General features: G+C 56.2%; 18 protein-coding genes and 1 pseudogene. 11 read left to right on the top strand and 8 right to left on the bottom strand.

The genetic code is table 11. The features are described from left to right. Positions 1-128: 128 nt before the first annotated feature. Both EGO55_RS03940 and EGO55_RS03935 read right to left on the bottom strand, forming a co-directional pair. Positions 129-836: an IS6 family transposase gene (locus EGO55_RS03940; protein WP_021692053.1), complete on the bottom strand. Its 708-nt coding sequence runs from the start codon at positions 834-836 to the stop codon at positions 129-131. Between the two features lie 167 nt (positions 837-1,003). Then, entirely contained in the window at positions 1,004-2,128 is a 1,125-nt protein-coding gene (locus EGO55_RS03935) for a Fic family protein (protein ID WP_021692031.1), read from the bottom strand. A 589-nt stretch (positions 2,129-2,717) separates the two neighbouring features. Here EGO55_RS03935 and EGO55_RS20505 point away from each other — a divergent pair. The 8 genes from EGO55_RS20505 to EGO55_RS03895 all read left to right on the top strand — a co-directional run bounded on the left by EGO55_RS20505 (position 2,718) and on the right by EGO55_RS03895 (position 14,190). Next, the gene (locus tag EGO55_RS20505) at positions 2,718-2,939 is read left to right on the top strand and encodes a DUF3489 domain-containing protein (RefSeq protein WP_040717824.1); all 222 of its coding nucleotides are present in this window, start codon (positions 2,718-2,720) and stop codon (positions 2,937-2,939) included. Between the two features lie 35 nt (positions 2,940-2,974). After that, a complete protein-coding gene (locus tag EGO55_RS03925; protein ID WP_210766634.1) occupies positions 2,975-3,364 on the top strand; it encodes a DUF2924 domain-containing protein in 390 nt (129 codons plus the stop codon). Further along, entirely contained in the window at positions 3,361-5,022 is a 1,662-nt protein-coding gene (locus tag EGO55_RS03920; RefSeq protein ID WP_124916690.1) for a recombinase family protein, read from the top strand. Before EGO55_RS03925 ends, EGO55_RS03920 begins: the two co-directional genes overlap by 4 nt. Before the next feature lie 269 nt (positions 5,023-5,291). After that, positions 5,292-5,831 carry a Ros/MucR family transcriptional regulator gene (locus EGO55_RS03915; protein WP_346723813.1) on the top strand — a complete coding sequence of 180 codons (540 nt, stop codon included), beginning with the start codon at positions 5,292-5,294 and terminating at the stop codon, positions 5,829-5,831. Between the two features lie 244 nt (positions 5,832-6,075). Beyond that, positions 6,076-7,263, top strand: coding sequence for an ATP-binding protein (locus EGO55_RS03910; protein ID WP_040717702.1), 1,188 nt, complete (start codon positions 6,076-6,078; stop codon positions 7,261-7,263). Then, on the top strand, positions 7,260-11,324 hold the full coding sequence (gene eruA / locus EGO55_RS03905) for an NACHT domain-containing antiphage protein EruA (protein WP_021691953.1): 4,065 nt from the start codon (positions 7,260-7,262) through the stop codon (positions 11,322-11,324). Before EGO55_RS03910 ends, eruA begins: the two co-directional genes overlap by 4 nt. A gap of 65 nt (positions 11,325-11,389) precedes the next feature. Then, the gene (locus EGO55_RS03900; protein WP_161566010.1) at positions 11,390-12,604 is read left to right on the top strand and encodes an ATP-binding protein; all 1,215 of its coding nucleotides are present in this window, start codon (positions 11,390-11,392) and stop codon (positions 12,602-12,604) included. Next, positions 12,601-14,190: an LA2681 family HEPN domain-containing protein gene (locus tag EGO55_RS03895; RefSeq protein ID WP_021691951.1), complete on the top strand. Its 1,590-nt coding sequence runs from the start codon at positions 12,601-12,603 to the stop codon at positions 14,188-14,190. The genes EGO55_RS03900 and EGO55_RS03895 overlap by 4 nt, the downstream gene beginning before the upstream one ends. A gap of 856 nt (positions 14,191-15,046) precedes the next feature. Here the strand turns inward: EGO55_RS03895 and EGO55_RS03890 are convergent. Continuing rightward, positions 15,047-15,859, bottom strand: coding sequence for an arylamine N-acetyltransferase family protein (locus tag EGO55_RS03890; protein ID WP_021691949.1), 813 nt, complete (start codon positions 15,857-15,859; stop codon positions 15,047-15,049). 209 nt (positions 15,860-16,068) lie between these two features. Between EGO55_RS03890 and EGO55_RS03885 the strand changes: the two genes are divergently transcribed. Beyond that, positions 16,069-16,701 carry a tyrosine-type recombinase/integrase gene (locus EGO55_RS03885; protein WP_021691948.1) on the top strand — a complete coding sequence of 211 codons (633 nt, stop codon included), beginning with the start codon at positions 16,069-16,071 and terminating at the stop codon, positions 16,699-16,701. Between the two features lie 280 nt (positions 16,702-16,981). On the opposite strand, the gene EGO55_RS03880 is transcribed toward EGO55_RS03885, so the two are convergent. The 5 genes and pseudogenes from EGO55_RS03880 to EGO55_RS03855 form a co-directional block, all read right to left on the bottom strand. Further along, positions 16,982-17,788, bottom strand: coding sequence for a sterol desaturase family protein (locus EGO55_RS03880; protein WP_161566009.1), 807 nt, complete (start codon positions 17,786-17,788; stop codon positions 16,982-16,984). A 179-nt stretch (positions 17,789-17,967) separates the two neighbouring features. Then, positions 17,968-18,858 carry a LysR family transcriptional regulator gene (locus EGO55_RS03875; protein WP_084620472.1) on the bottom strand — a complete coding sequence of 297 codons (891 nt, stop codon included), beginning with the start codon at positions 18,856-18,858 and terminating at the stop codon, positions 17,968-17,970. 291 nt (positions 18,859-19,149) lie between these two features. Next, a protein-coding gene (locus EGO55_RS03870) for an IS3 family transposase (RefSeq protein ID WP_429860910.1) occupies positions 19,150-20,318 on the bottom strand; the annotation gives its coding sequence in 2 pieces (ribosomal slippage) (positions 19,150-20,051 and positions 20,051-20,318; 1,170 coding nt in all). A 63-nt stretch (positions 20,319-20,381) separates the two neighbouring features. Beyond that, positions 20,382-21,011 (bottom strand): annotated as a pseudogene (locus EGO55_RS03860) (IS6 family transposase); the annotation flags it as partial. Positions 21,012-21,203: 192 nt separating this feature from the next. After that, complete coding sequence (locus tag EGO55_RS03855; RefSeq protein ID WP_021692012.1) at positions 21,204-21,812, bottom strand: TetR/AcrR family transcriptional regulator; 609 nt, start codon at positions 21,810-21,812, stop codon at positions 21,204-21,206. A gap of 156 nt (positions 21,813-21,968) precedes the next feature. Between EGO55_RS03855 and EGO55_RS03850 the strand changes: the two genes are divergently transcribed. After that, positions 21,969-23,342 carry an alkaline phosphatase family protein gene (locus EGO55_RS03850; RefSeq protein ID WP_084620489.1) on the top strand — a complete coding sequence of 458 codons (1,374 nt, stop codon included), beginning with the start codon at positions 21,969-21,971 and terminating at the stop codon, positions 23,340-23,342. Positions 23,343-23,399: 57 nt separating this feature from the next. Then, on the top strand, positions 23,400-25,820 hold the full coding sequence (locus EGO55_RS03845; RefSeq protein ID WP_210766633.1) for a TonB-dependent receptor: 2,421 nt from the start codon (positions 23,400-23,402) through the stop codon (positions 25,818-25,820). The last annotated feature ends 102 nt before the right edge of the window (positions 25,821-25,922 follow it).

Below are 25,922 nucleotides of genomic sequence, written 5' to 3'. Positions count from 1 at the left end.
ACGCCTCCCGTTAGCCACAGTGAATCAAATCTCACGCCAATTGGCCAGGGTTTTTGGAGGTGCCCAGCTGTCAGTCGGTTGCGAACTGCTCTCCGTTTGGCAAAGTGGGCCCAGGCCCGAGCTGAGACTCATCCCATAAGCGATTGCCACTCGGCGAGAGCTGCCGAGCGGCGAAGTTTGAATGTCTGTCTGTCGACGAGGTGACGTTCCGAGTTGAAATGATTGGTGAGAGAAGCGTGAACGGTGGCGAATTTCTGCAGTGATTTCATTTGCCGAAATCGCTGCATGGCACGTTCTCTTCGTCGGAAGGGCAGGTGCGAGTTTTCAGCGCGATTGTTGAGGTAGCGGCCCATCTCGCGGCGCTCGAGATTGCCCAGATCCTTCATCGCAGCAGGATAGGAACGAAGGCCGTCGGTGACGATCTTGTCAGCCTGGCCGTGACGCTTCAGTGCTTTCTTCATAAAGCGCAAAGCCGCAGCTTTATCCCGTTTCTTCGTGACGTAGCTTTCGAGAACTTCGCCCTCATGATCAACGGCGCGCCACAAATAAACCATCTCGCCGTTCAGCCGGACGTACATCTCGTCAAGGTGCCAACGCCAGTGCCGAAAACCACGCATTCGTTGCACACGCTGGCGGCGGATGTCGGCTGCAAAGAGGGGACCAAATCTATTCCACCAAAGGCGCACGGTCTCATGGCAAAGATCGATCCCTCTCTCGAAAAGCAGATCTTCGACATTCCGCAGCGACAGGGGAAACCTGACGTACATCATCACCACGAGGCGGATGACCTCAGGCGATGAGTGAAAGTACCGGAACGGATTTGGCGTCTTGCTCATCCGCCTAGGTTAACGGCGCGGGGAGGACGGGGCCATCCTTTTGACATCACCCTCTGACAGTACCGGCGCTGGTTTCAGTAGGGAGGTGTCATCTGTGGATGGCCCCTGCGCTGCAAGGGGTAAGCCCGTTCTTTCTTGCTTTTGAACTGAGCTTTTCGCTTCCTGCCTTATGGGGCTTCGGCGTCCCCAACGGGCATTACCAACGTGTAGCTGGTGCTTCTTCCTCCGGCTTCGCTGCGGACAAGGATGCCGCGTTTCACAAGGTCGTCGATGTCGCGGGCGGCGGTGTCCTGCGAGCATTTCGCCAGCTTTGCCCACTTGGAAGATGTGAGCTTACCCTCAAAGCCGTCCAGCAATCTGTTGATGACAAGACGCTGCCTTTCGCTGATGGGGTGCCCTTTGATGGCATCCCACAGTCGCGCTTTTTCCATGACTGAGGCGAGCGTTTCCTCGGCCCGGACAATGGCGCGCTCAAGGCAGTCCAGAAACCATCGCAGCCATTCTGTCACGTCGAGGCCACCCTTTTGTGTGGCCTCCAGCATGTCATAGTAGCGGTTGCGCTCGGCCCTGATCTGGGATGACATGCTGTAGAATCTTTGCTGGCTTTGCTCGGAACGGGCCAGATAGAGGTCGGCAATCGCGCGGGCTATCCGTCCGTTTCCGTCTTCGAACGGGTGGATGGTAACAAACCATAGATGGGCAAGGCCCGCCTTGATGACGGGATCGATCCCGGTTTCATGCTCCATCCAATAAAGGAGCGCCGCCATTTCTGCGGGGAGTCGGGGCGCAGCGGGGGCTTCATAATGAACCCGCTCGCGTCCGATGGGGCCTGATACGACCTGCATTGTGCCTGAGGCGTCATCGCGCCATCCGCCGACGATGATCTTGGTCATGCCGCTTCGGCCTGTCGGGAAGAGAGAGGCGTGCCAAGCAAAGAGCCGTTCCTCTGTTAGCGGTTCGCTATAATTCTGCGTGGCGTCGAGCATCATCTCGACGACGCCCTCAACATTGCGCTCGGCTGGTATCAATCCGGCGATGTCCATGCCAAGGCGGCGCGCGATAGAGGATCGCACCTGTTCCTTGTCCAGTTGCTCGCCTTCAATTTCGCTGGATTTCAGAACGTCTTCGGTGAGGGTATGGAGGACGGCTTCCTTACGGAGCGAGAAGCCCAGACCTTCCATGCGGCCAATCAATCGGCCCTGTCGATGGCGGACATTCGCGAGCGGCGCGGTCAATCCGTCAGCCTGCCATTCAAAAATCGGCCACTCGGGCCGCTCATGGATATATGTCATAATTTCCGCACCTCTTGCGGAAATTATGACATATATTCTCCGCAAAAGGCAACCACATTCTCCGCATTTTTTGCGGAGAATGACGCCAATAATCTCCGCATGGATGGGATTTTTAATTCCCCCGGTTTCACTTCATCAAAATGCGACTGCCTTGCCTGTCGTGCCGGGAAACTAGCGCGAGATTTGAATAATAGGTTTGATTGTTCAAAGCTGAATGATGTGCCCGCACAAACCATTCGACTTGGTGCGGAAAGTGAGCATGGTGATGTTCACGGATCGCGGTGATTGTAACGGCGGTTCGTGACCCTGACCGGCTCGGACTGGCGGGGCTGCAGGTGGTGGGAGCAGCATAAGGCGGCTCCCTTAATGGAGACCACCTGTGACAAGACTGCAGAAAGACAAGAACCCTACCGTCAGAGATAAAGCTGAACCGGCCAGCGGTCAGAAACGCCGTGTGCGACGTATGGCCCGCATGCGTGCGGACATGAAAGAGGCGGCGACCCCGTCAGCCCGCAGGCAGGGTGATAAGGCGCACCAGACAGTTCCATCTGTCCTGCCCAAAGTATCAGCGTCGCCCCCGGATGCAGGGATGCCAGCGCCTTCAACACCCAAGCCAGCGACCAAACTGACACTGATCCTGACGCTGCTTGAATCAGAGCAAGGCGCGACATCGGCGCAATTGATGACGGCTACCGGCTGGCAACCCCACACAATCCGCGCTGCGCTCACGGGTCTGCGCAGGAAGGGCCATGTCATTGTGCGCGGCAAAATTGGCCCCGACACCTGCTATCGCCTAGAGAAGTCGGCGTGACGGGGAAGGGGAAGGCCGCGCCGTACGATGTAGCCTTGCTCGAAGACCTGTCCTTCGGGGAGTTGAAAGCGGCATGGGGCAGACACACAGGAAAACCGTTGCCGCGTGTCAGTGCCGGTCTGCTGCGTCTGGCGCTCGCATGGGAGCTGCAGGCAAGTGTATCAGGAGGCATCTCTCGCATAACCAGGCAACGCCTGGATCAGCTTGCTATGGACAAGACAACCACACGGCCAGCGCGGCCTGGCATGCGTCTTGTTCGTGAATGGAATGGAACGGTTCATCAGGTCACGATAGGTGAGGATGGCGTCATTTCATGGCAGGGGAAGGAATGGCGTTCCCTAAGTGAAGTGGCCCGCGCGATTACGGGCACGCGCTGGTCAGGCCCAGCCTTCTTTGGCCTCAAGCAGAAGAAGGTCGCAGCATGAAAGCGGTGCGGTGTGCGATCTATACCCGCAAATCGAGCGAGGAGGGACTGGAGCAGGGGTTCAACTCGCTTGATGCCCAGCGTGAAGCCTGCGCCGCATATATTCTCAGTCAGGCCAGCGAAGGCTGGCAACTGATACCGGAGGACTATGATGATGGCGGCCTGTCGGGTGGAACGCTGGAGCGGCCCGCCTTGCAGCGGCTGCTGGCCCATGTTGCGGCAGGACGGATCGATATCATCGTGGTCTACAAGGTCGACCGGCTGACGCGCTCCCTGCTCGACTTTGCCAAGCTGGTCGAAGCCTTCGATGCCGCGGGCACGAGCTTTGTGTCTGTTACCCAGTCCTTCAACACCACCACCAGTATGGGACGGCTGACGCTCAACATGCTGTTGTCCTTTGCCCAGTTCGAGCGGGAAGTGACCGCCGAACGTATCCGGGACAAGATAGCAGCCTCGAAGGCACGGGGCATGTGGATGGGTGGAATCCCGCCGCTGGGTTACCGGCCAGATGGACGCAGCCTTGCCATTGAGGAAGACCATGCTGCACTGGTGCGCGATATCTTCGCCCGCTATCTGAAGCTCACCAATGTGCGGCTGGTTGCCGATACACTCGCACGAGACAGGCTTCACACCCCGCAAAGGGTCACGGGGAAGGGACGTCGCTATGGGGGATGTGCGTTTACCCGGGGACAGCTCTACGCAATCCTGCGCAATCCCATCTATGCTGGGGATATCGCGCACAAAGGCACGCGCTATCCCGGTAATCATCCCGCGATTATCGAGAGGGAGACATGGGAAAAGGTGCAGCAGCAGCTTTCTGATAATGTGAGAGGTGTGCGCCAGAACCGACAGGCGCGTGCCAGCCTGCTGGCGGGCCTGCTCTTCGATGAGACAGGCACGCCCCTGATCGCGGTGCACACAAACAAAGGCCGGCAGCGTTATCGCTATTATGCGCAACGAGCGCCCAACGGCGCGGATCATGCGCAATCCCCCACTTCGATCCGCTTACCCGCAAGGGAAATCGAACAGGTGGTCATAAGAGAACTCACCAGCCTGATCGATGATCCGGCTATACTTATGGAACGGTGCTGCTTGCCTGTGACCCCAGATGTCTATGCCCGTATCGCAGGCCACAGCATGATGCGGCAAAAGCAGATGCTGGAATGGGGCAATGCGCAGATGCGGGCCCTCGTTACACGGATTGTCGTACACCCCGATCACATCGCCATCGAAATCAGGGCCGCAGCGCTGGCAGATCTGTTCGGGATAGATGGCAGTGCGTTAATGCATACTATCAGGCACAACGTGCCAGCTCGGCTACGCAGAACCGGAATGGTGGTGCGTCTTGTACAGGATGACGGCATGACGGCATCATCGTCATTGCCCGATCCCGTATTGATCCGCCTTCTGGTTAAGGCACAGCGCTGGTGGAAGGAACTGTGCAGCGGTACTTGCGATATTGCCGCCCTTGCCAGACGCGAACAGCTTAGCCCCTCCTATATCACGCGGGTGGTGCGCCTTGCATTTCTTGCCCCCGATATTGTCGATGCCATTACAGAGGGGAGATTGCGCGCAGGTGTCGATAGCAAGGCACTGCTGGCGACAGGTGCTGTTCCATCAGACTGGCGGGAGCAGGAAGCAAAATATCTGCCGGGGTAAACATTGGCAGGCGAGGTGGAAGCGGAGCGTGCCGATGATTAGTCGGATCAGGCATCGAGATATCGCAATCCGTCGCGAAACAGGTCCGCACGAGCTCGGGGACTTGCGGGATAAACTTCCTGCTCTTATGGCACCATTCCAATGAAATGAGCAGCGCGCACGAAGATTTGCGCGCGTATTTTCCATACGGGACAAGAGGATCGCAATCACGGCCATCTGATGGCCAATGCGATCATTTGTTATGAAAGGTGATTTCGATGACACAGAGCATGCATGATCGGGAAGAGCTGATCACGCTGACGTCCGATATTGTTGCAGCACATGTCAGCAACAATGATGTTGCCATCGATCAGGTGTCTGCGTTGATCACGCGCGTGTTCGATGCGCTGTCCGGTCTGGGGGCAGAGCCGGTTGTACAGCAAGTGCCGCTGGAGCCTGCTGTGTCGATCCGCGCATCCATCAGGCCTGATCATGTGGCTTGCCTTGAATGCGGCAGGAAGATGAAGATGCTTAAACGCCATCTTGGAGCGGAGCACGGGCTCACATCGGAGGAATACCGGGCGCGTTGGGGCTTGCCCGCAGATCATGCGCTGGTTGCGCCCAACTATGCTGCACAACGTGGGGCTATTGCGAAACAGAATGGTCTGGGGCGGATACCAACCGGACGGGGCAACGATGCAACAGGCCGCAAAGCCGGGCGCGCGTCTGCTGCGAAAAACAACAGCAGCGCAGGTGCTGTTAAGCCAACTCAGCCGCAAACCTCCAAGCGTCGTAAGCTTATCCAGAAATTGAACAAAGGTGCTGATTGAAGGAGGGCTGATCGCGATCTGCTGGAGGTAGGAAAGCGGGTCAAAATTCCCGCTTGGCCATGCGCAATTTAATCGACGGAATGGCGGCTACGCGGACGATCCGGAAAGTCCTCTATTGCGTGCGATGTTGCGGTAAGCCGACATTCATTGCTGGATTTGATGTGTCCGGCGCTCGCGCGCGCTAGTGCATTCAAACGCAATCAGTATCCTTGCAAATCTGAACTACCATATCTATTTTGCACGAATGCTCAGTCGCGAAATTCTCTCCCTCCTGACAAAACGGATAGACCAATTTGACAGCGTAGTATTGCTCGGGCCGCGCCAGGTCGGAAAAACTACGCTCGCCCGCCAGATCGCAGATAGCGCCGAGGGTGCCGCTAAATACCTAGATCTCGAACGCCCGGAAGACCGCCGGCTACTTGATGATCCCGATGCCTATTTCACCGCCCATGCCAAGGAACTCATCGTTCTGGATGAGATTCAACGCGCGCCCGAAATATTCCGCGTTCTGCGCGGACAGATCGACCACCGACGGCGGATGGCCGGTGCTGGCGGAAAATTCCTGATCTTAGGTTCCGCTTCAATGGACTTGCTTCGTCAGTCGTCGGAGAGCCTTTCCGGTCGAATCAGCTACCTTGAACTGGGTCCGCTTAACGCAAGAGAGGTCGAACGCCAGGATGAGGCCTCGCTCGATCGGCTGTGGCTGCAAGGCGGCTTTCCGCCGAGCTATGTTCGCCTTGATGGGGAAGCGAGCCTGCAATGGCGCCGCGATTTCATTCAGACGTATCTAGAGCGCGACCTTCCGCAATTCGGCTTCAATGTCGACACCGAGCAGATCGACCGTTTCTGGCGAATGCTCGCGAATGATCAGGGGGAACTCTTCAACGCGGAACGATATGCGCGATCCCTGGGCGTCAGCGGGCATACGGCGGCACGCTATCTCGACATGTTCGAAAAGCTGCTGCTGGTTCGCGTCCTGCGGCCGTGGTCAGTCAACAGCGGCAAGCGGCTCGTCAAATCCCCTCGGCCCTTTATCCGCGACAGCGGGCTGCTCCATGCGCTCCTCGATTTGCGCCAGAGCGAAGATGTTCGTCGCCATTCGGTGGCTGGAAAGAGCTGGGAAGGCTTCGTCATCGAGAACCTGGTCGGGGCATCGTTCGGCAGAGCGAAGCCCTACTTCTACCGCTCCAGCGGCGGCGCCGAAGCCGACCTCGTGCTGGAATTCGCGCCGGGAAAATGCTGGGCCATCGAAATCAAGCTATCCAGTGCCCCGACGATCGACCGAGGCTTTCACAATGCCGCCGACGACTTGAGCGCAGAGCGCCGCTTGCTTGTCCATAAAGGACGCGAACGGTTTCCCATGCGTGGCGGGGTGGAAGCGATGCCGCTGGCCACAGCAATGAACGAAATCAGCGCGGCGGTGCAGGCATGAGCGAGGCGCGAGACTATATTCCGCGCACGCTCAGCTGGATCGATGACGCGCTGAAAACGCAGAAGGTCCGCGATCAGGATATCGTGTCGCGATTTTCAGTGCCGGTCGTCATCCTAGGCGATCCGGGAATGGGCAAGACCTGGCTAATGGAGGAACTCGGCAAGGTCGACGGCCTTTGGTTCATCCGCGCCACCAGCCTGCTGCGACAGCCGGATGGTAGCAAATTCGCGAACCAGCGTTTGGTGATCGACGGCCTCGATGAAGTAGCTTCGATCAAGGAGGGCGACCCGCTTCACAATGTCCTGACCAAATTGATTGCATGCGGCAAACCACCCTTCATCCTGTCCTGCCGGTCTGCCGAATGGCAGGGCGTGACCGGCAAGTTGGACATCGCCGAGGAATATGGCGTCTCCCCGCTCACCCTAGATCTGGAATTGTTGAGCGAGAACGAAGCGATCGCGGCCCTTGAACGGCGGGCGGACAAGGACAAAGCCCGTGAGGCGATCTACGCGTTGAAACAGGCGGACCTAGAAGAGTTCTTCCAGAATCCGCTCTATCTGGACTTCGTCGCCGCGATCCTGAAAGCCGACGGCGAGCTACCGCAGACTCGAGCCGGTCTATATCAACAGGCCGTCGCGCAGCTTCGGCAAGAGCCAAATGCCCGGTATAAAGGCAAGGGCGTCGACGCTCTGTCCGAAGACGCCGCACTCGATGCAGCCGGCGCGATCATGGCGACGATGCTGATTACCGGCGCAACGGGAATCGCGGTCAAAGGCGGCAGCTCAAGCGACCTGAAAATTTCTGATTTGTCCGAGCTGGCCGATCTCGGTGCGATGACGGCAGTAGCGCGCAGCAACCTATTCCGAGCTATACCGGGCGCAGCGGGACAGTTTGCGCCGCTGCACCGGACCGTCGCTGAATTTCTCGGGGCGCGCTGGCTCGCACGTCATGTCGACCGCCATCCCCGCGCGCGCCATCTCGTTGGTCGCATCGTCGGGCTGATCACGGCGGAGGGCGGCGTGCCCGCGTCGCTGCGCGGCCTACACGGCTGGCTGCCGAAATTCAGCCCCACGCGCCTCGGTCCCGGCGCGATAGAGCGCGACCCCTATGGCATCATCCGCTATGGCGATGGCGACGGGTTAAGCTCCGATCAGGCGCGCGACCTGATCGTTTCGCTCCGCCGCCTGTCCAAATTCGAACCGTGGTTCCGCGGCGGCTACGGGGCAACCGAATCGACGAGCGGCCTCGCTCAGCACGCCCTGCTCGAAGATATCCGCGCGATAATCACGGATGAGCGCGAAACGGTGGCGTTTCGTTCGCTCTTTACCGAGGTGCTGGTGGGCAGTGACCTGGTGTCCGACCTCCGCGACGAACTGACGGCTATCCTGTTCGATCCCAAGCGGGCGTATCGCGAGCGTCGCGATGCCGGGATGGCCTTGGCGAAAGCGCCACGAGACGGCTTTGATTGGCCTGACGCCCTGACCCGGCTGCTCAAATCCAAGCAACACGATTGCCAGCGTCTCGCCGCCGAGCTGCTCGATGATATCGGGTTCGACGTCATTCCCGACGCCTTGATCGCCAGGATCATCCTCGAGCATGCCCGGCTATTTCAGGAGAAAGACCGCGAAAGCCGCACCTTCGGCTCGTTCTTCCGGCTTGAGCGTGATTTTCCGGACCAGCGCATCGCGGCCGTCCTCGACGCGCTTGCGGGAAAAGTGCTGCCGAAGCTCGATCCAAAGAAGTGGTGGGGCGACGGTTATGACGAGCGTTGGAGCGAATTTGCTGGGCTGGTGCGCAAACTAATTTCCCGCCAGCTCGCGCACGACGCCTCCGCGGTTTCACCCGAGCAATTGCGGAACTGGCTCGGGATGATCGAGCGCGAATACAGGCGCAACGACGAAGAGGTGCAGGCGATCGCCGATCACCTGCGTTTGGACGACAGACTGCGTCGCGGGGTGCAACGTCTCGCCTTGCTTGACCAAACCCGCGATCCCCACTTTTTTGGCCGAAGTTTCCATCTCACCCGGATTTCAAGCGGCTTTGGGATGACGGACGACGATGCGCGGCTTTTGCTCATTGAGCTTGTCGCGCGCAACGATCCCGCTGACCGCGAAAGCTGGATGGCGCTGGTGTCGCACTTCCGGGCAGAGGGCGTCATTCCACCCGCCATCCGCCAACTCGCCCGGCCTTATGCAAGGGGCGATCAGGAGTTGATCGATTTCCTCACCAGAAAGCCAGGTCGGAGCAAGCTAGAAGATTGGGAAATCAAGGATAGAAAGAACCGGCGAGCACGCGAGAAGCGCGAGGCCGCGAACAAGGCCAAGGTGCGAAAGCAATACACCGCCAATATCGCTGCAGTCCGCAGCGGTGAACTGGGCTGGATCGTCAATCCCGCCCGCGCCTATCTCGCCATGTTCAGCGACCTTGAACGCAAGGGCGCGCCAGAAGGCCGCATCGAGGAATGGCTGGGGCCGGAAATTCGCGATGCCGCGCTTGAAGGCTTTGAAGCCGTTCTGCACCGAAGCGATTTGCCAACGGCTGACCAGATAGCGCGAGACTATGCGGAATCGCGCGTGTGGAATTTCATCTATCCCATGCTCGCTGGGGCGGGGCGCAGGCATCTGGCGGGCGAGGGTTTCGATGGCCTCCCTGCCGAGCTTGTATCCGCGCTGCTGCTCGGTTGCGAACAGGAGCTGTTGAGCGGCCGGGAGCAGTTCGATGGGCTCGAGGAAGCCTTGCGCGGCCATCTTCAACGCGATCCGGTTGCGTATGAAGCACATTGGCGGCGCAAGATGGAACCGATGTTCGAGCATCAGCGGACCCATGTCCAAGGGCTTTACCGCTTTGTTCGCACGGAAAGCGAACGCCCGCTTTCATCGAAGTTGTCGCGCGAATGGCTTGAGCGCCACCCGAACCTTTCGCACGATATTGAGCACGAACTTGCGAGCGCCCTGATCGCCCCCGTCGAGGCAGAGGGGGAGCGGCTCGATGGCCTGAGGGCGATAGCCAAAGCCCGTCTTGCGGCCATGTCGCAGGACAGCGATCGGTACCGCTATTGGCGCGGCATCCAGTACGGCTTCGATTTCGACGAGGCGGTCAAAGCGTTTCCCGAACCCGCGAAGCTCGACCGCAAGTGGCTGTGGCATCTAAGCCAGACATTCTACAACCGCTTTGGCGACAAGGAAGGGCGGCTTTCGCCTTCGCTGGAGCAACTGGAATGGCTGGTGCAAGTCTTCCGGCTGCTATGGCCCTATGCCAACCGCCCTGCCGGTGTCACAAGCGGAGACGACAATCCTTGGGATGCGACGCAGCTTCTCGAATGGGCCGTATTCCAGATCGCTAAGGATCCGTCGGATCATGCATCGCGTATCCTGCGCGCACTGCGCGACGCCCCCGAAGATGGCTACACCGGCACAATTCAGTCGGCGATTGCCACGCAGCGTCGCTCGCGCCTTGAAGCCAATTTCACGACTCCGCCGCTGGCAACCTACAAGGCGATCCTATGCGATAGTGGGCAGCCGCAAAATGCTGCTGACGTTCAGGCGATCGTTCTGAGCGAACTGGCATTTCTCCAGGAAAGGCTGCGCGGCGACGCGCTCAATCCGGTCAACAATTTCTATGACGATGCGGGCAAGCCGCGCGACGAAAACGCGTGCCGCGATCAAATGCTGATCGCGCTTGGCCCGGCCTTGCCGTTCAACATTCAGATGCCTCCCGAGGTTGCCATGCCGCAGGGAAACCGCAGCGACGGGGCATTCTCGTTTGGCGACATCTCCGTTCCGCTCGAATGCAAGGGGCAATGGCACAATGATGTCTGGAATGCGGCCGCGACGCAGCTCGATCGCTTCTACAGCATCGAGCACAAGGCCGCGAAGAAGGGCATCTATGTCGTGTTTTGGTTCGGCGCCGACGCACCACCGGGAAAACGGCTGAAGCTGCCCCCCCACGGCGCGCCGAAGCCGGACAGCGCGCTCGACATGCAGTTGGCGCTGCAAGCCTTGCTTCCCATCGAACGTCGCGCTGACATCGCCATCGTCGTTCTTGATCTCACGCGCCCATGAAAGGGGGAGTAGTGCGCGCGGTTCGGGGTCACCTCGAAGCGCAATTGGACCGATATGGTTGTGCGTTGATCCTGGGACCAAGGCAGGTCGGCAAAACATTTCTCGCGCGGCAGCTCGCAGGCAGCGCCGCCGACGCTACCATTCTCCTCGACATGCAAACGGCCAACGACCGGAAGCAAGTGCAGGACTTTCACCATTTCCATGAAGCCAACGCCGGAAAGCTGATCATTCTCGACGAAGCCCAGGAAGCACCGGAACTGTTTCCGGAACTGCGTGCCTGCCTCGATCGACGAGAATTCGCCAAGGACAGCACGCGGTGGCTGCTACTCGGGTCCGCCGCGGCGCAACTTACGCAGCTGGCAGGCCAACTTGGTGGGCGTTACGGCGAGATCGATCTGTGGCCTTTTCAGATGAGCGAGCTCACCAGCAAACTTGATACGTCGAGCGCGGCAGCGGAAATGGGTGAAGTCGTTGCCCAGACGGCTGCGCAAGCCCCGGCGGCCGACGACTACGATATTCAGCACAGGATGTGGCTACGGGGCGGTTTTCCCGACAGCTATCTCGCCGAAAGCGAGCAAGCCAGCCTCGAATGGCGGTCGAGCTACTTGCGTTCCCTCACCGACCCAGCCTTCATCCCCAAGGGGGCTTTGGAAAGGCCGGACCTGGTCAAGCCGATGTGGGAGCATCTTGCCGTCAGCCAGGGCGAGCCAATGCTGCTGGATAAGGCAGCGCAGCGGCTCGGCTGCAAGGTCAATATCATCAGAGAGCTGCTCGCCCACCTGCACATGACGCGCCTGGTCCGGGTATTGCGCCCGTGGTTTCCGAACGAGGGAAAACGCATCGACAAGCCGGCGCGATTTTTCATCCGTGACAGCGGCCTGCTGCATGAGAACTGGAATTTCGCAGCCGTCGACGATCTGCGCGCCAACCCGCTTTGCGGAAAGAGCTGGGAAGGCTTCGTTCTCGAAGCGCTGTCGCTTCGCAAGCCGAAATCCGCTGAGCTGTATTTTTATCGCAACGACAATAAGCAGGAAATCGACATCGTCGTGGATTTTGGCGCTGACCGGCGCTGGGCGATTGAGGTCAAGCTGGGCGACGATACGGCTCCAAAGGCGGGCTTCTATGACGCGGTGGCGGAGGTTGGCGCAGAACGGGCCTTCGTGATCAACGGCGGACGAGAAAGCCTTGAGCCCGGCAATGGCAAGGTGCCTATCTTCTGCCTAGCCGATGCACTAGCCCTCATCCACCAACCCGATCTTGCGCAGACTACCGCGCGATGACTGAAAATCCCGGCCTCGACGCGCTGAATAAGCGCTGCGAACGCAGCATTACACAGATGACCGATGCCGATGCGCTCGCCTATATCGCCGAGCTTATCGACGATTCCCTCGATGCTTCGTTCGACCGAGGCCCGAAGCGAGCACTTTTTCTGCTCGACGATCTCGGCAAGCGCCCCCTCGGCGACAAGGATGGTGCTTTGGTCGAGTATTTCCGGGCAAATGCCTGGGCGGCCCGATCGCAGATCGCGAACGTGCGCCAGTCATGGTCTTGGGAATCGGTTGAACGGCAAGAGGAGTTGCTGGCGCTATCCCGTGCTGCAACGCATCCGGGATTCGCCAGCCTCGACAAGGTCCGGCGTTGTCAAATCCTGACGAACCGGGCCAATGTGCTCCATACGGTAGGCCGCTCCATCGATGCGATCGCCGGCTGGGATGCTGCCCTGCAAATCATTCCCGCCTTCGCCATGGCGCGGGGCAACCGTGGCAGTGGTCTCAGCTCTCTCGCCAGCATGCTTGTCGATGACCGCGAGCGGGCCATCGTTGCTCTGCACGCCTATGATGCTCTTCGCTCGGCGATGGCCGACGACGCCATCTATGAGTCCCTCGACCCCGCGCTTGCCGTTGCCTTCTTTGCAAACAGTGCGTCGGAGCTGGCGAATGCTGTCAACCTTGACGCGGTTCGCGCTTTGCAGCGTCTCGATGAGGGGTTTGAAGGCCGATCCAAACTCGAACGCTCCTATCGTCGGTGGTGCCTGCAAAATCAGCTCTTCCTATGCCCGTTGAATGACCTAGGAGCCCATTTGGCTGGTGCCGCAGACGACCTGATGCTCCCTCCGATCATCGAGGGATTGAATGACCGCCCCGATGGGTATCTTCCACCACCGATCTTGGGCTTCTTCAACCAGATGAAGCAGGAATATGCGTCCGCCCGCTTCACGTTGTTCGAGGGGATAAGCTCGACCAAGGTGCATTTTTCCGATCGCGGTGTGAAGCTTACCGACACGCTCGATTATCCGCTCTATTCGCTCGCCAGCGAGCGGGTTCGAATCGCGTTCCGCATTGCCTATTCGCTGCTCGACAAGGTTGCCTTTCTCGTCGATCACTACTGGAAGCTGAAAAAGGCTCCTGACCGGATCAGCTTCAAAAACGTCTGGATGGTCGAGAGAAAATCTCGGCTGCTGCCGCAATTTCAAGCGCGTGAAAATTTGCCGTTGCGCGGCTTGTTCTGGCTGTCGAAGGAACTCTTCGACGACGACTTCAAGATGACGACGGCAGCCGACGCTCGCGAGCTGCACGCCATCCGCAACGCACTTGAGCACACCTATCTTCGCGTGAGTGAGGGTTGGGCCAAACCGTTCATGGTCATCGAGGCGAGCAACAAGGGCTTCGGCATCGCGATTGGCAGCGACGAGCTGGAAGCCAAGGCCCTCCGGGTTATGAAGATGGCGCGGTCCGCCTTATTCTACCTGTCGTTTGCAATCGGTGTCGAAGAGCGCGCAAAACGGCGCGCGAACCACGATCACCTCTTCGGCTCGATGCCGCTTTACGGTCTCGAAGACCGACGCAAGCGCCGCGATCCCTTCTAGCGTGACATCCCAAGTCCGGGAAATCTTGGCAGGCTGCCGCAAGCTAGCGCGAAGTCCGCAAAGGTGGAGGGAGGGGAATCGAACCCCTCCCTTGCGGCGCCTCGGCACACTCAATCCCGAAGGAACCGACCATCCTATTGACGTGGGGTGCTGCACCCAACCAGGCTCCACGCAACCGCGAGCAACACCTTTGTCCCAAACTTCGTTTTGCACTCAGCTTTGACGCGATAGTCCATACTCATCTCCATGCTCATTTTGGGTTTAGCCATCATGAAACAGGTCAGAGCAGCACCCCACGCCACAAGATCGATCGGGTATCCGAGAACAAGCATTACTGCCGAACTCATGGCATAAACGTAGTCGCAATTATTGCGCAAAATCAAGGGCGACCATCCCTGACAAATTCTCACGTTTCCCGCGAAGACTGCGAAGAGCGCCGAAGCTTGGTTGCCGCGTGCTTAGATCAGCGATCCGACCTCAAGGATCGATCAGACTTCCCCGAGTAATCTCGTTGCTGCCACATGGGCAAAGTCCGTTCATCTCTCGACGATCCTGGCGGAGTCGGCCAACGACGGTGTTTGATGGTTCGACGTTTTCGAACCCTTCGTACCGCCGAGCGTTCCTGCCCCAGTCGTCCGACGAAATGATCACCGCTCCCGTGCGACCGCACTTCGCGCATGTTGCCCGGTAATAGTCGTGTTCCCAGCCCATGGGACCCTTTAACCCAAATTGTCTTGCATCGCATCTAAGGAAATCCCACGCTCACGGAGCTCCAACGTCAACCTGAACGAACGGAAGCTTTCAGACCGCAGGCCTTCGCCTTTGAATGGCCGCTGTGTTGGCGGCAGCGGTCATTTTACGCGTCAGAGTTCACGCTGGCACGACTCCAAATCGCTTCACATCGCGGCGGATCGATCTGAAATACATGTTCGAGCAGGGATTTGAACGTGGAAAAGTCGCCGACCGGCCGCTCGACGATACCTCGTGGCGAGATTGTACGCCAGGTTGCATTCACTAGGCTCTCGATCCGATCCGGAAAATGTCGCTGGATCACGAGATTGGCCCGGAAGGGTGATGCATCGTTTTCCATCAGCCAGCGTTGAGAACCGGCTAGTGCAGCTTCGTCGGTATAGTCGGGGCGAAAATCGAAGGTCGGAGCGCTACCAAACGCATGATTATGGAAGCGCAGCCAGTCGCCGTCAGCTGGCTTTATCGCGAAATCATACCCGTTCTGGGCGATCGGGCCAATAACGAGCGGAACCGGATCGACAAGTGCATCGCCCAATCCCGCTTCGGCCAGCCAGGGTTCTTCAAGGTCGATCCGCAGCGTCAGGTGATTGCCGAGTGCCAGATCGCCCATATCCGCTCGCCGGACACCACCGCAGAGCCGCGTCACAGTGAAGCCGCAGGCGGACAGAGCCGCGCCTAGCAGCCCGTTCATCTCATAACACCAGCCGCCTCGACGTCCTTCCACCATCTTGGCGAAGGTGGTGTGCGGCGCGAGGCTGGAGGGCCAGCCCATGAAACAATCGATGGCTTCCCAGGTGAAACCAAGCGCATGCCTTTGATGGATCATCTTCAGCGCAGCGATATCGGCCTGCTCGGGCCGGGCGACGCCAATCCGGGCCAGATAGGCATCCAGTTGGGCATCTGTGAGCTTCTGGTCCATTAAGAATTCTCCTGCATGGGTTTCATGCTGGAAGGAGAAATAGGCGTGATACGACAACGAAACAACGCCGCAACTGCGCGATGCGAATGGAGGCCCACTTTCGCTAAGCTTAATTGGCGGCTCAAAAATCAGCAATGTCAGAGTCAGCGCTTAGTCCCAAGAACAGCGATATTCTCCCGGTGGCCATGTCGGCCAATTGGAGAAGTGTTATGGGACATTCAGACCTTGACCCTGCCGTCCACCAGCGGCGCCCATGGAATGCTGGCCAGAATGTGGGGGCAAAACGCCCTCTTAAACCGCGAGATATCTGGGCCATCCGTTTTTATCTCGATGAACACAATCGACTGCGTGATCGGGCACTCTTCGATCTGGCAATCGACAGCAAGCTACGAGGCTGTGATCTGGTAAAGCTCAGGATTGGTGACGTTGTTAGTGGAGCTCTTATCCGTAACCGCGCGACGGTGATCCAACAAAAGACGGGCAGGCCAGTGCAATTCGAAATCATGACCGAAGCACGCAGGAGTCTGGACAATTGGTTGCAGCGCCGTGGCGGAACGACCGTCGATTTCGTGTTCCCCAGCCGGATTGATTACATGGGCCATCTGAGCACACGGCAATATGCTCGCCTGGTGGATGAATGGGTCACAACTGTTGGTCTCAATTCTAGAGAATATGGGACACATTCAATGCGACGAACCAAGGCGTCGCTAATCTACAAAGCGACCGGTAACCTGCGCGCCGTGCAAATCTTGCTTGGACATACCAATATTGAGAACACTGTCAGATATCTGGGCGTAGACGTGGACGATGCCCTGACCTTATCCGAGCGAACTGACATCTAGTCCCATGCCGGCCCTCGGCCTAACCAAGGGCCGGTAATCGCATTGATCCGCGGGAAGCTGCCTGTCCGGTAACGCCAACAAAGCGGACTCGTGGATTCGCAATTATCGCTTAGCCGACCACATACAGACGCTTTGACGGCATATGGAAACCAAAAGCGTGATCACCACAAGGCGGTTAAAGTTGGTGATGCGTGAAAAACATGGGAACAGATTTGGTGTTTGGTCAATTCGTTCTGGTTAACGCTACTCGAATTCAGGACCTGCACTTGCCAACATCAACTCATTTCCGATTTTTGCGGATCAAAGGATAGAACACCTCTTCAAGCCAATGATCCTGTGCTCCCGGGAGGCCGTATCGAGCAGGGCGACCGTCAGGAATATGTAACGTACCAAACAAAGTGTCGAATAAAGAAAAGACCGTGCCGTAGTTGCGGTAACTCGCACCGTCGCGGCCCCAGCCGTGATGCGTATGATGCAAACCGGGCGTCACGAATATATGCTCAAGGCCGCGGAGCAATGGACCTGCGTAACGATGCCGTCGGATCGGATCGTCCCACCTGAAATTGCAATGTGTAATAAGGTTCCAGACGAGCCTAACCCCAGCAGCCAAGCCTGCAGCAGCCCCAAGGCCGAAGTGAATGGCCAGCCCGAAGACCCATACTTCCGGCTGAACTACGAGCCAACCAAGGTTCTGACGAAAATTGGTTCCAACATTCATATATTTGCCAGAATGGTGGGTGCGATGGAGCTTCCAAAGCCCTGTGAGGCGCGGGTATTTACCTGCCCCCTCGTGAGACAGGCGGTGAGTCCAATAGAACGCAAATTCGGCAATCAGCGATATCCCGATAAAAGAAGGGATGAGTGACAGATGGGCGAGAGCGCCTTGAGACGTCGGTAAAAGGAACGTGATGGCAGTCGCGGTTACTATAGCCATAAGAGGCCTCATCAGCCCAATCCCCACAAGGTAGGAGGTTACATTAACCTTCCAATCTGCGCTGGAATAGATGCCTTTGTGTCGACCACATAAAATTTCAGATATGAGTAGAACAACGAACAAGCATGCGGCGAATAGGAACAGTTGGTTCATGAGATCCTCTCTTCGAACCATGTCCTATCAGTCCGAGAAAAAGGAGGCCAATGCATTCTAATCCTTAGTTCTATGAATTTAATTTATGGATAGCTAGGTGCATCCGTTGGCCTTTGAAAACTCCAAGCTAAGCTTTTTCGTTGCCGCGAATGGTTGATTTCTAGCGCAACCAAAACGAGTTACGCCTCCAGTGGGTTCGATCCATTAATGGTTTGAATTTGAGCTAGGGCTGCATTTGCTAATGGTGAAAGCTGACGTCCATGGTGCCTAACAAGCACCAGTGCGTTACTATGGGGAATTCCAATCACGGGAAGAGTCAAAAGATCAGTCTGTGCGTCAAGAAGTGCACTAGATGAGAGGCAGACCGCGTCACAGTCTCTTATTACTGAGTGAAGGATAAAATAATCATCGCATTCTATGGTGACTGGAAGTCCTAGAGTTGTGTTCGGAGTGATATCACTTCCCTGGGTGAAGTCCGACACAACACATGCGAACGGATAATTCTTCATATCACCAATAGAAACTTGCAGTTTTCGAGCCAAAGGATGCTGTTTTCGAACTATACAGGAAACGGGAACATCAAAAAGTTTGGTTAGTGAAAGATCGGGATCTCGCGGTAACCGCGTTTCGGCGCAGATGAAAAACTCAATCTTGTCCTGCCTCAATTGATCTAACAGAGAGTTTATAGATCCTAACGCAACTCTTATCGTTACACCTGATTGCGCGTGAACAATTTTACTCATCAAGCGTGGGACGAATAGAGCGGCTGGCAGCGGAGCAGCGCCGAAGCGCAAATGCCCCATTTCACCCCGACCGAACGCCCGCATATTGTGTTGTAAAGCAGCTGATCGCCTTAAAATCGCAGCCGCGCCTTGTAGCAACACCTCTCCTGCCGGTGTTAAAGAACAGCCATTCCTATGCCTTAATACAAGTTGCGTACCCAATTCGCCTTCAAGACCTTTAATGCTGCGGCTGAGCGCAGGTTGCGTCAGATTAAGCTCCTGCGCAGCGGCGACAAAACTTGAGCGGTTGGCGAGTGTGACGAAATGACGGAGTGTTCGAAGATCCATTGTTCAACAGTCTCTTATCGATGCGTATGAGAAGCTTGAATCTTACTTCAGCGAATGAATCGTGTGCCGCAAGGGGGAAAGCGAGAATAAATTCTCGACTGATGTTCAAGCAACATGATGGGTGCGTGATGTCCGCTAACCCCTAACATTCCTGCCGTTCGGGTCGCATGTGGACCACACTGAAAGCTGCCATCTGCTGCGGCGCATGGTGCGATGAATATACAGTCCGTTTCAAGGAGCGCGTTGGGGAGATGGAGTGACCGGCCCCCACCGAGTGGTCCGTGTTATTTGTTAGTGTAAAACTAGCTCCGGCGCCATGGCTGGCCGCAGGTGGAGCGAAGCGGAACCGGAGGGCGGCCATGGTGATACGGCCGTTTCCGGGACTGGAGGCCGATAACCAAGCGAGCTGTGAGGCCGAACGGTGTTGTAGTGCCGCCGCCAGGCTTCGATCAGGATTTCTGCTTCCGCCAGGGTATAGAAGATCTCTCCATTCAGAAGCTCATCACGCATCGAGCCATTGAAGCTCTCGCAATAACCGTTCTCCCACGGGCTGCCGGGTGTGATGTAGAGCGTCTTCACACCGATCCTGGCCAACCACTGTTGCACAGCATTAGCGATAAACTCCGGGCCGTTGTCAGACCGGATGTGCGCTGGTGGACCACGGGTGACAAAGAGTTCTGCCAATGCTGCCAGTACATCTTCGCTTCGCAGTCGTCGTGCGACGGGTAAAGCGAGGCACTCGCGGCTGGCCTCATCGATGATCGACAGGATGCGGAACTTGCGGCCATCGTGCGTGCGTCCTTCGACAAAATCATACGACCAGACATGGCCGGGATACTCAGGCCGCAGTCGGATACATGATCCGTCGTTGAGCCACAGCCTGCCACGCTTTGGTTGCTTTTGCGGTACCTTGAGCCCTTCACGGCGCCAGATGCGCTCGACCCGCTTGCGGTTCACATGCCATCCCGCATCGCGCAGTAAGGCCGTCACCCGGCGATAGCCATAGCGACCATATTGCCGAGCCAAGGCGATGATGTCCTCGGTCAGTGCGGCTTCGTCATCCGCCCCACGCGGCGTCTTGCGCTGTGTAGATCGATGTTGACCAAGCACACGGCAGACCCGTCGCTCGGACACCGGCATTATTGCCCGGATATGATCAATACAGCGTCGTCGGCGCGCGGGGCTCAGAAGTTTCCCCTGGAAGCCTCCTGCAAGATCAGCTTGTCGAGCGTCAGGTCCGACACCGCCCGCCGCAACCGGGCGTTCTCCTTCTCCAGCTCTTTCATGCGACGCGCCTGATCCATCTTCAGGCCGCCATATTCCTTGCGCCAACGGTAGTAGCTCTGTTCGCTGACGCCGATCCGCCGACAAGCATCTGCAACCGTTCCGCCCTGAGCCAGCACGATCTCCGCTTCACGCAGCTTACCGATAACCTCCTCAGGCTTGTGCTTCCTCGACATGACATTCCTCCTTCATGGTCAAATCTAAAACAGATGCTGGACCACTCAGAAGGGGGCAGATCATTCCGAGTTGAAATGGTTGGTGAGAGAAGCGTGGACCGCGGCGAATTTCTGTAGTGATTTCATCTGCCGAAATCGCTGCATGGCGCGTTCTCTTCGTCGGAAGGGCAGGTGGGAATTCTCAGCGCGGTTGTTGAGATAGCGGCCCATCTCACGACGCTCGACATTGCCCAGATCCTTCATCGCAGCAGGATAGGAGCGAAGGCCGTCGGTGACGATCTTGTCAGCCTGGCCGTGACGCTTCAGTGCTTTCTTCATGAAGCGTAAAGCGGCAGATTTGTCGCGTTTCTTCGTGACGTAGCTTTCGAGAACTTCGCCCTCATGATCAACTGCGCGCCACAAATAAACCATCTCGCCGTTCAGTCGGACATACATCTCGTCCAAATGCCAGCGCCAGTGCCGAAAACCACGCATTCGTTGCACACGCTGGCGGCGAATGTCCGCAGCGAACAACGGCCCGAAACGATTCCACCACAGCCGTACCGTCTCATGGCAAAGATCGATTCCCCTCTCGAAAAGCAGGTCTTCGACATTCCGCAGCGACAGGGGAAACCTGACGTACATCATCACTACGAGGCGGATCACCTCAGGCGATGAGTGAAAATATTTGAACGGATTTGGCGTCTTGCTCATCCGCTCAGGTTAACGGCAAGGGGAGGGTGGGGCCATCCTTTTGACACCACCAGTTGAACCGTCGGAATGGGCTGTGCGGAAGAGCGCGGGGTTTGCGAGGCATTCGCTGAAGTCAGCATCCTCGCGCGCCCGCAGCCACGTTGCTTTGACAGTGCCGCGCGGGGAGGGCGGGGCTAGCCTTTTGACACCACCCTATTTTCTAATGCCGTTCACAAAAACCTTCATTGCCTGTCGCATGTTTGTTTTCAGAACATCAAGGTGTGAATCAGGTGTGAGTAGCCAGGTTCCGAGAACATTGTCCCTGATGCCCTCATAAATCTGGCTGATCAATTCTGGAGAGATATCCGCATTGACACTGCCACGCTCCTGCAAAGCGCGAATTCGTGAAATTCGGATGTTACGATCGGCAACAAGAACCCTTGTTAATCTTTCGGAATTCCAGCGATAGGAGACCAGAATGTCTGTCTTCTGTGCTGCCATGGTCGATAGCCATCGTTCTTTGTCTAGAATTTCCAGGCGGAGTTCCGCGTTTTCTGGCAATATATCGTCAGTTTCATCGACATGACGTTTTTCATTTTCTTTGAAATGCAGATAGTTTTTTTCCAACCAACGCATGATCAAAGCCAAAACTAGTCGCTCTTTCGAATGGAAGTAATTGAAGAGAGTTTTGGGCGCTATCTCTGCTTGCTCTGCAATGTCGCTCATGCGGGCATTGTCAAAGCCGCAATCTCTGAAAATTCGCTCTGCAGCATTGAGGATTTGCTCCTCAGTTCTAACTTTTCTGTTTTTTAACAGCGACAAGGTGGGGCTCCATTGGGATTGCGAGAGCGTGAGGTGAAATGGGGAAGCTGAATTATTTACATATTGTGTAAAAATACACATAGTGTAAATTCTCTCTGAGGCAAGATTAGGAATGGGTCGCTCTCGCGTGTTGGCTCATATGCTCTGAGGGGATGTATGTTGCGACGGTTAATTGTGTTGTGCTGCTGGGTGCTAAGCTTCGTGGCGCTCCCCTTGGCAGCGAAAACGCCGCATGTTTTGGTCATTTCCATAGATGGATTGAGGCCTGAAATCTATCGTGATCCAGACGGGTCAGGGGTGGCGGTTCCCAATCTAACTGCACTCGTAGAGCGTGGTGCTTATGCAGATGGCGTTATCGGGGTGTTCCCTAGCGTAACGTACCCGTCGCATACAACTATTGTAACGGGAGTGGAGCCCGCTCGGCATGGGGTTACATCCAACTTTCGCCTGGGTACGCTGGATTGGCTTAAGAATGCATCTGATATTCGGGTGCCAGCCTTGTGGGACATCGCAAGGCAGGGAGGTGTTACAACTTCCGCAATTATGTGGCCGATGACCTATGGCGCCGCGATCGACTGGCTGATCACTGAAACAGATGAAACACGCAAGGAAGATCTAAAAATCGCATTGACCCGTGGTGCAACCAAGGGGCTCATTGAGGAATTGTCGAGGGATGTGGGGCCACCGCCCGTGGGGCAGCGGACTGATCTCCATGCGATAGAGAATCTTGACCGGATGAGTGCGGCTTATGCGGCGCAAATTCTCAAGCGCCATAAGCCCGGCCTGATGCTCGTTCATTTTCTCGAAGCGGACCACATGCAGCACAGGTTCGGCCCGAATTCGAGTCAGGCCCGTCAAGCATTCGAGCATATCGATATGCACGTAGGCACATTGATAGAGGCTTTGAAAACGGCGGGCACTGCTGAGCGGACTGATGTGATTGTTATAGGTGATCATGGCTTTGCTCCCGTGCACACGGTGATCAATGTGGGAAGACTTCTGCTTGATACCGGATTGGCCATGGCACGTGAGGGAGACGTTGATAGTGATTTGGTGTTTCTTGAATCACATGCAGGCTCCGGCATTTTCCATGCCAAACCCAACGCCGATCCCGCGCTGCTCGACGAGTTTCTTGGCAAGCTTCAGAAAAAGATCGAGCAGGACTATCGCGGAATCCTCGTCTGGTTGACGGATGCAGATATTGTGCGCCTTGGGGGCGACCCGAACGCTGTGGCGGGGATCACCGCTGCTCCGGGATATATGATCGCTGTCGCGCCAGATACTAAGCGCAGTTTGCCCACAACTCGGTTCCGGGGCATGCATGGCTACACTCCAGAAATCCGTTTGATGGACACGGGCATGATTGCCGCAGGCCCAAGTTTTCGTGAGGGGCAGAGGTTGTCCGTGGCACGATTGTTGGATGTCGCGCCGACCGTCGCGGCGATCCTCGGATTGGAAATGAAAGCGACGGACGGTGACGTAATGGTCGGTGCGCTCAAACAGATCGAGTCCGCGGAAAACCCATTTTGATTATTTATAATATAAAATGAAAATCGATCATGAAAAATTATGACATGGAGAGGTGTTGTGGGGAGAATTTTGCTCAGGTCTTCATGCGCATTTTTAGGCGTATGTTCATTTAATATTAATTCGGAACTTGCTTTTGCTCAGGTTGAGGCAGATGCGGCGCTCAAAGAAAATGATGACACCTCCTTTATCATTGTAACGGCAGCGCGCCGCAATGAAAACTTGCAAGATGTTCCGATGAGCATCGATGTGGCATCTGGTGAGCAACTGCAAAAACTGGCCATACTGGATATCAAGGATGTGCAGAAGCTTGCCCCTGGTCTGCAACTCAGCAACAGTTCTGGACGCAATAACACCGCAACGCTGAGGGGGGTGACCTTCGATCCTGATCAGGGCACATCCCCATCTGTTGATTTCTATATTAATGAAGTGCCGACGAGTGCCCAGACCGCATTCGCCGCCATTTACGATATAGAGCAGATTGAGGTCCTGCGGGGTCCGCAGGGGGCGTTGCGTGGACGGACGGCTCCAGCTGGCGCGATCACGGTCCGCAATCGATGGCCTGAGCTGGATACCGTGGGCGGGTATCTGCAGGCAACCGCAACGGATCGCTCAGGTTATAATTTGCAAGGCGCCGTTTCAATGCCGCTCGTCAAGGACAAGCTGGCGTTGCGCGCTGCCTTCTTGGTTGATGGAAGCCGGGGTAATCAGGTTTATAATGTTGCCACTGCCAAGCGTTCAAGATCACGTACTGAAAGTGCGCGCCTCTCACTTCGTTGGGAGCCCGATGAGAATTTCAAGCTCAATCTCAGCTATCAGTATCTCAATATCGATAATCTTTTGTATCAGCAAGTTATCGGTAGAGGCGCCGCCCCAACAATTGGTAGCTCTACCCGTTCCGGGCCATTAGCCACCACATCTGATTATATTGCTGTATCTGAGGGGGATCGAAGGTTTCGCAACCGGTCTCATTTCTTCACAGGTTCGGCGGAATGGAATTTGGGTTCAGTCACTTTGATGGCAATAGGTGGGTATCAGAACTCCAGGTTAACGCAGTTGTATGATCAGGACACCGGAAATTCTATACCTGGACTGATAAATAACAGTTTGGTTCGGCAGCCTTACAAGTCTTTGTCGACGGAGTTTAGGGCTATTTCCAATAATTCGGGAATATGGAACTGGTCGTTAAGTGCATTCTATAGCAAGACTACAGGTGAGGTGACTCAATCTCTTAGGTCAAACACCTATTTTGGAAACTATCCGGCGGTTCTTGGTTTGTATATGCCGATCAATACGTTTATTCGTATTCCAATGAATGACCGGTCGATCTCAATTGCGGCTAGCAGCCGTTTCGAGTTCACTCCTGAGCTGACTTTGGAAATCGGCGCGCGTTACACCGATCAGAAGAACAGGCAATTCGCCTATTCCACGGTCAGTTCCCCCGGTTTTCCCGGCGTTTCAGGTTATCCCATACCCGCGCGTCCGCCGATCCCGGAAAGGACAGTGCCGTTGGTGCCGGAGGGTCTCGCGGTGGGCCACGGGAAGGCTCTGACTGGCGGGGCGACGGTCACTTACAAGATTACGCCCGACATCACCACGTACATTGCATACGGCCGATCCTTTCGGCTGGGGTCTGCAGGCGTTGGTGTGCCGCAAAACATATCGAATGATCTGATCCGCAGTAAAAGTGAACGTTCTGATGCGGTGGAATTGGGTCTGAAAATGTCGCTGCTTGATCGTAAAATTACGTTCAATCTGTCTGCATTCTATCAGAAATACAAAGGCTATATAGTAAGAATTCCTTACATTTACTATGACTTTGGTGCGAGAAATGCATTGGGTCAGGCCGCAGGTCCTCCGGACGGGGTAGTGGATGGCGTGTTCCCGTCAGGTTTCAATTACAATGGAGACGCAACGGTCAAGGGGCTCGAGGCAACTGTTCATGTGCGCGCTACGCCAAATTCGGATGTGATGATTGGAGCTTCCTATGCCCACGGACGTTTCAATAAGGCCAAGCTGCCCTGCAATGATTTCAATGGCGATGGGGTACCCGACACATTTGGGGCACCAAAAGTAAGTGGATCGGGGAACGTGAGTTACTGCCCTACAAGCGGAAGATTGGCGGAAATTCCAGATTTCAACTTGACGGTGAATGGAGAAATAAGATTTCCTATGGAATCGATAGAGCCATTTGTGAGCTCTTTGGTTACATATAGGCCGAAGTTTCATTATAACAGAACAAATTTCGATTATAGATCGAATGTGAATGTTGGAATTTTTATAGGAATACGTGATTTGAAAAATAGTTGGGAGATTAAAGGGTTTGTAAAAAATGCTCTTAATCAAAAAAGAGTCATTAATGTTTTGGGGGACGCTAATGTTCCAACGGCGTCTGTGGGAGGATCTTATAACTCCGGATACTCGCTCATAAGCTCAACTCAGCCTCGAGAGTTCGGTGTAGCTGCGAGTTTAAATTTTTGAAGGGTGCTGTCATCTGTGGATGGCCCCTGCGCTGCAAGGGGTAAAATAGGTTTGATGGGTGGTGTCAAAAGGATGGCCCCACCCTCCCAGCGCCGTTAACCT

This window comes from Caenibius tardaugens NBRC 16725 (assembly GCF_003860345.1).
GTDB classification, from domain to species: Bacteria; Pseudomonadota; Alphaproteobacteria; order Sphingomonadales; family Sphingomonadaceae; genus Caenibius; species Caenibius tardaugens.
This window is presented reverse-complemented; position numbering and strand designations above follow the sequence as displayed.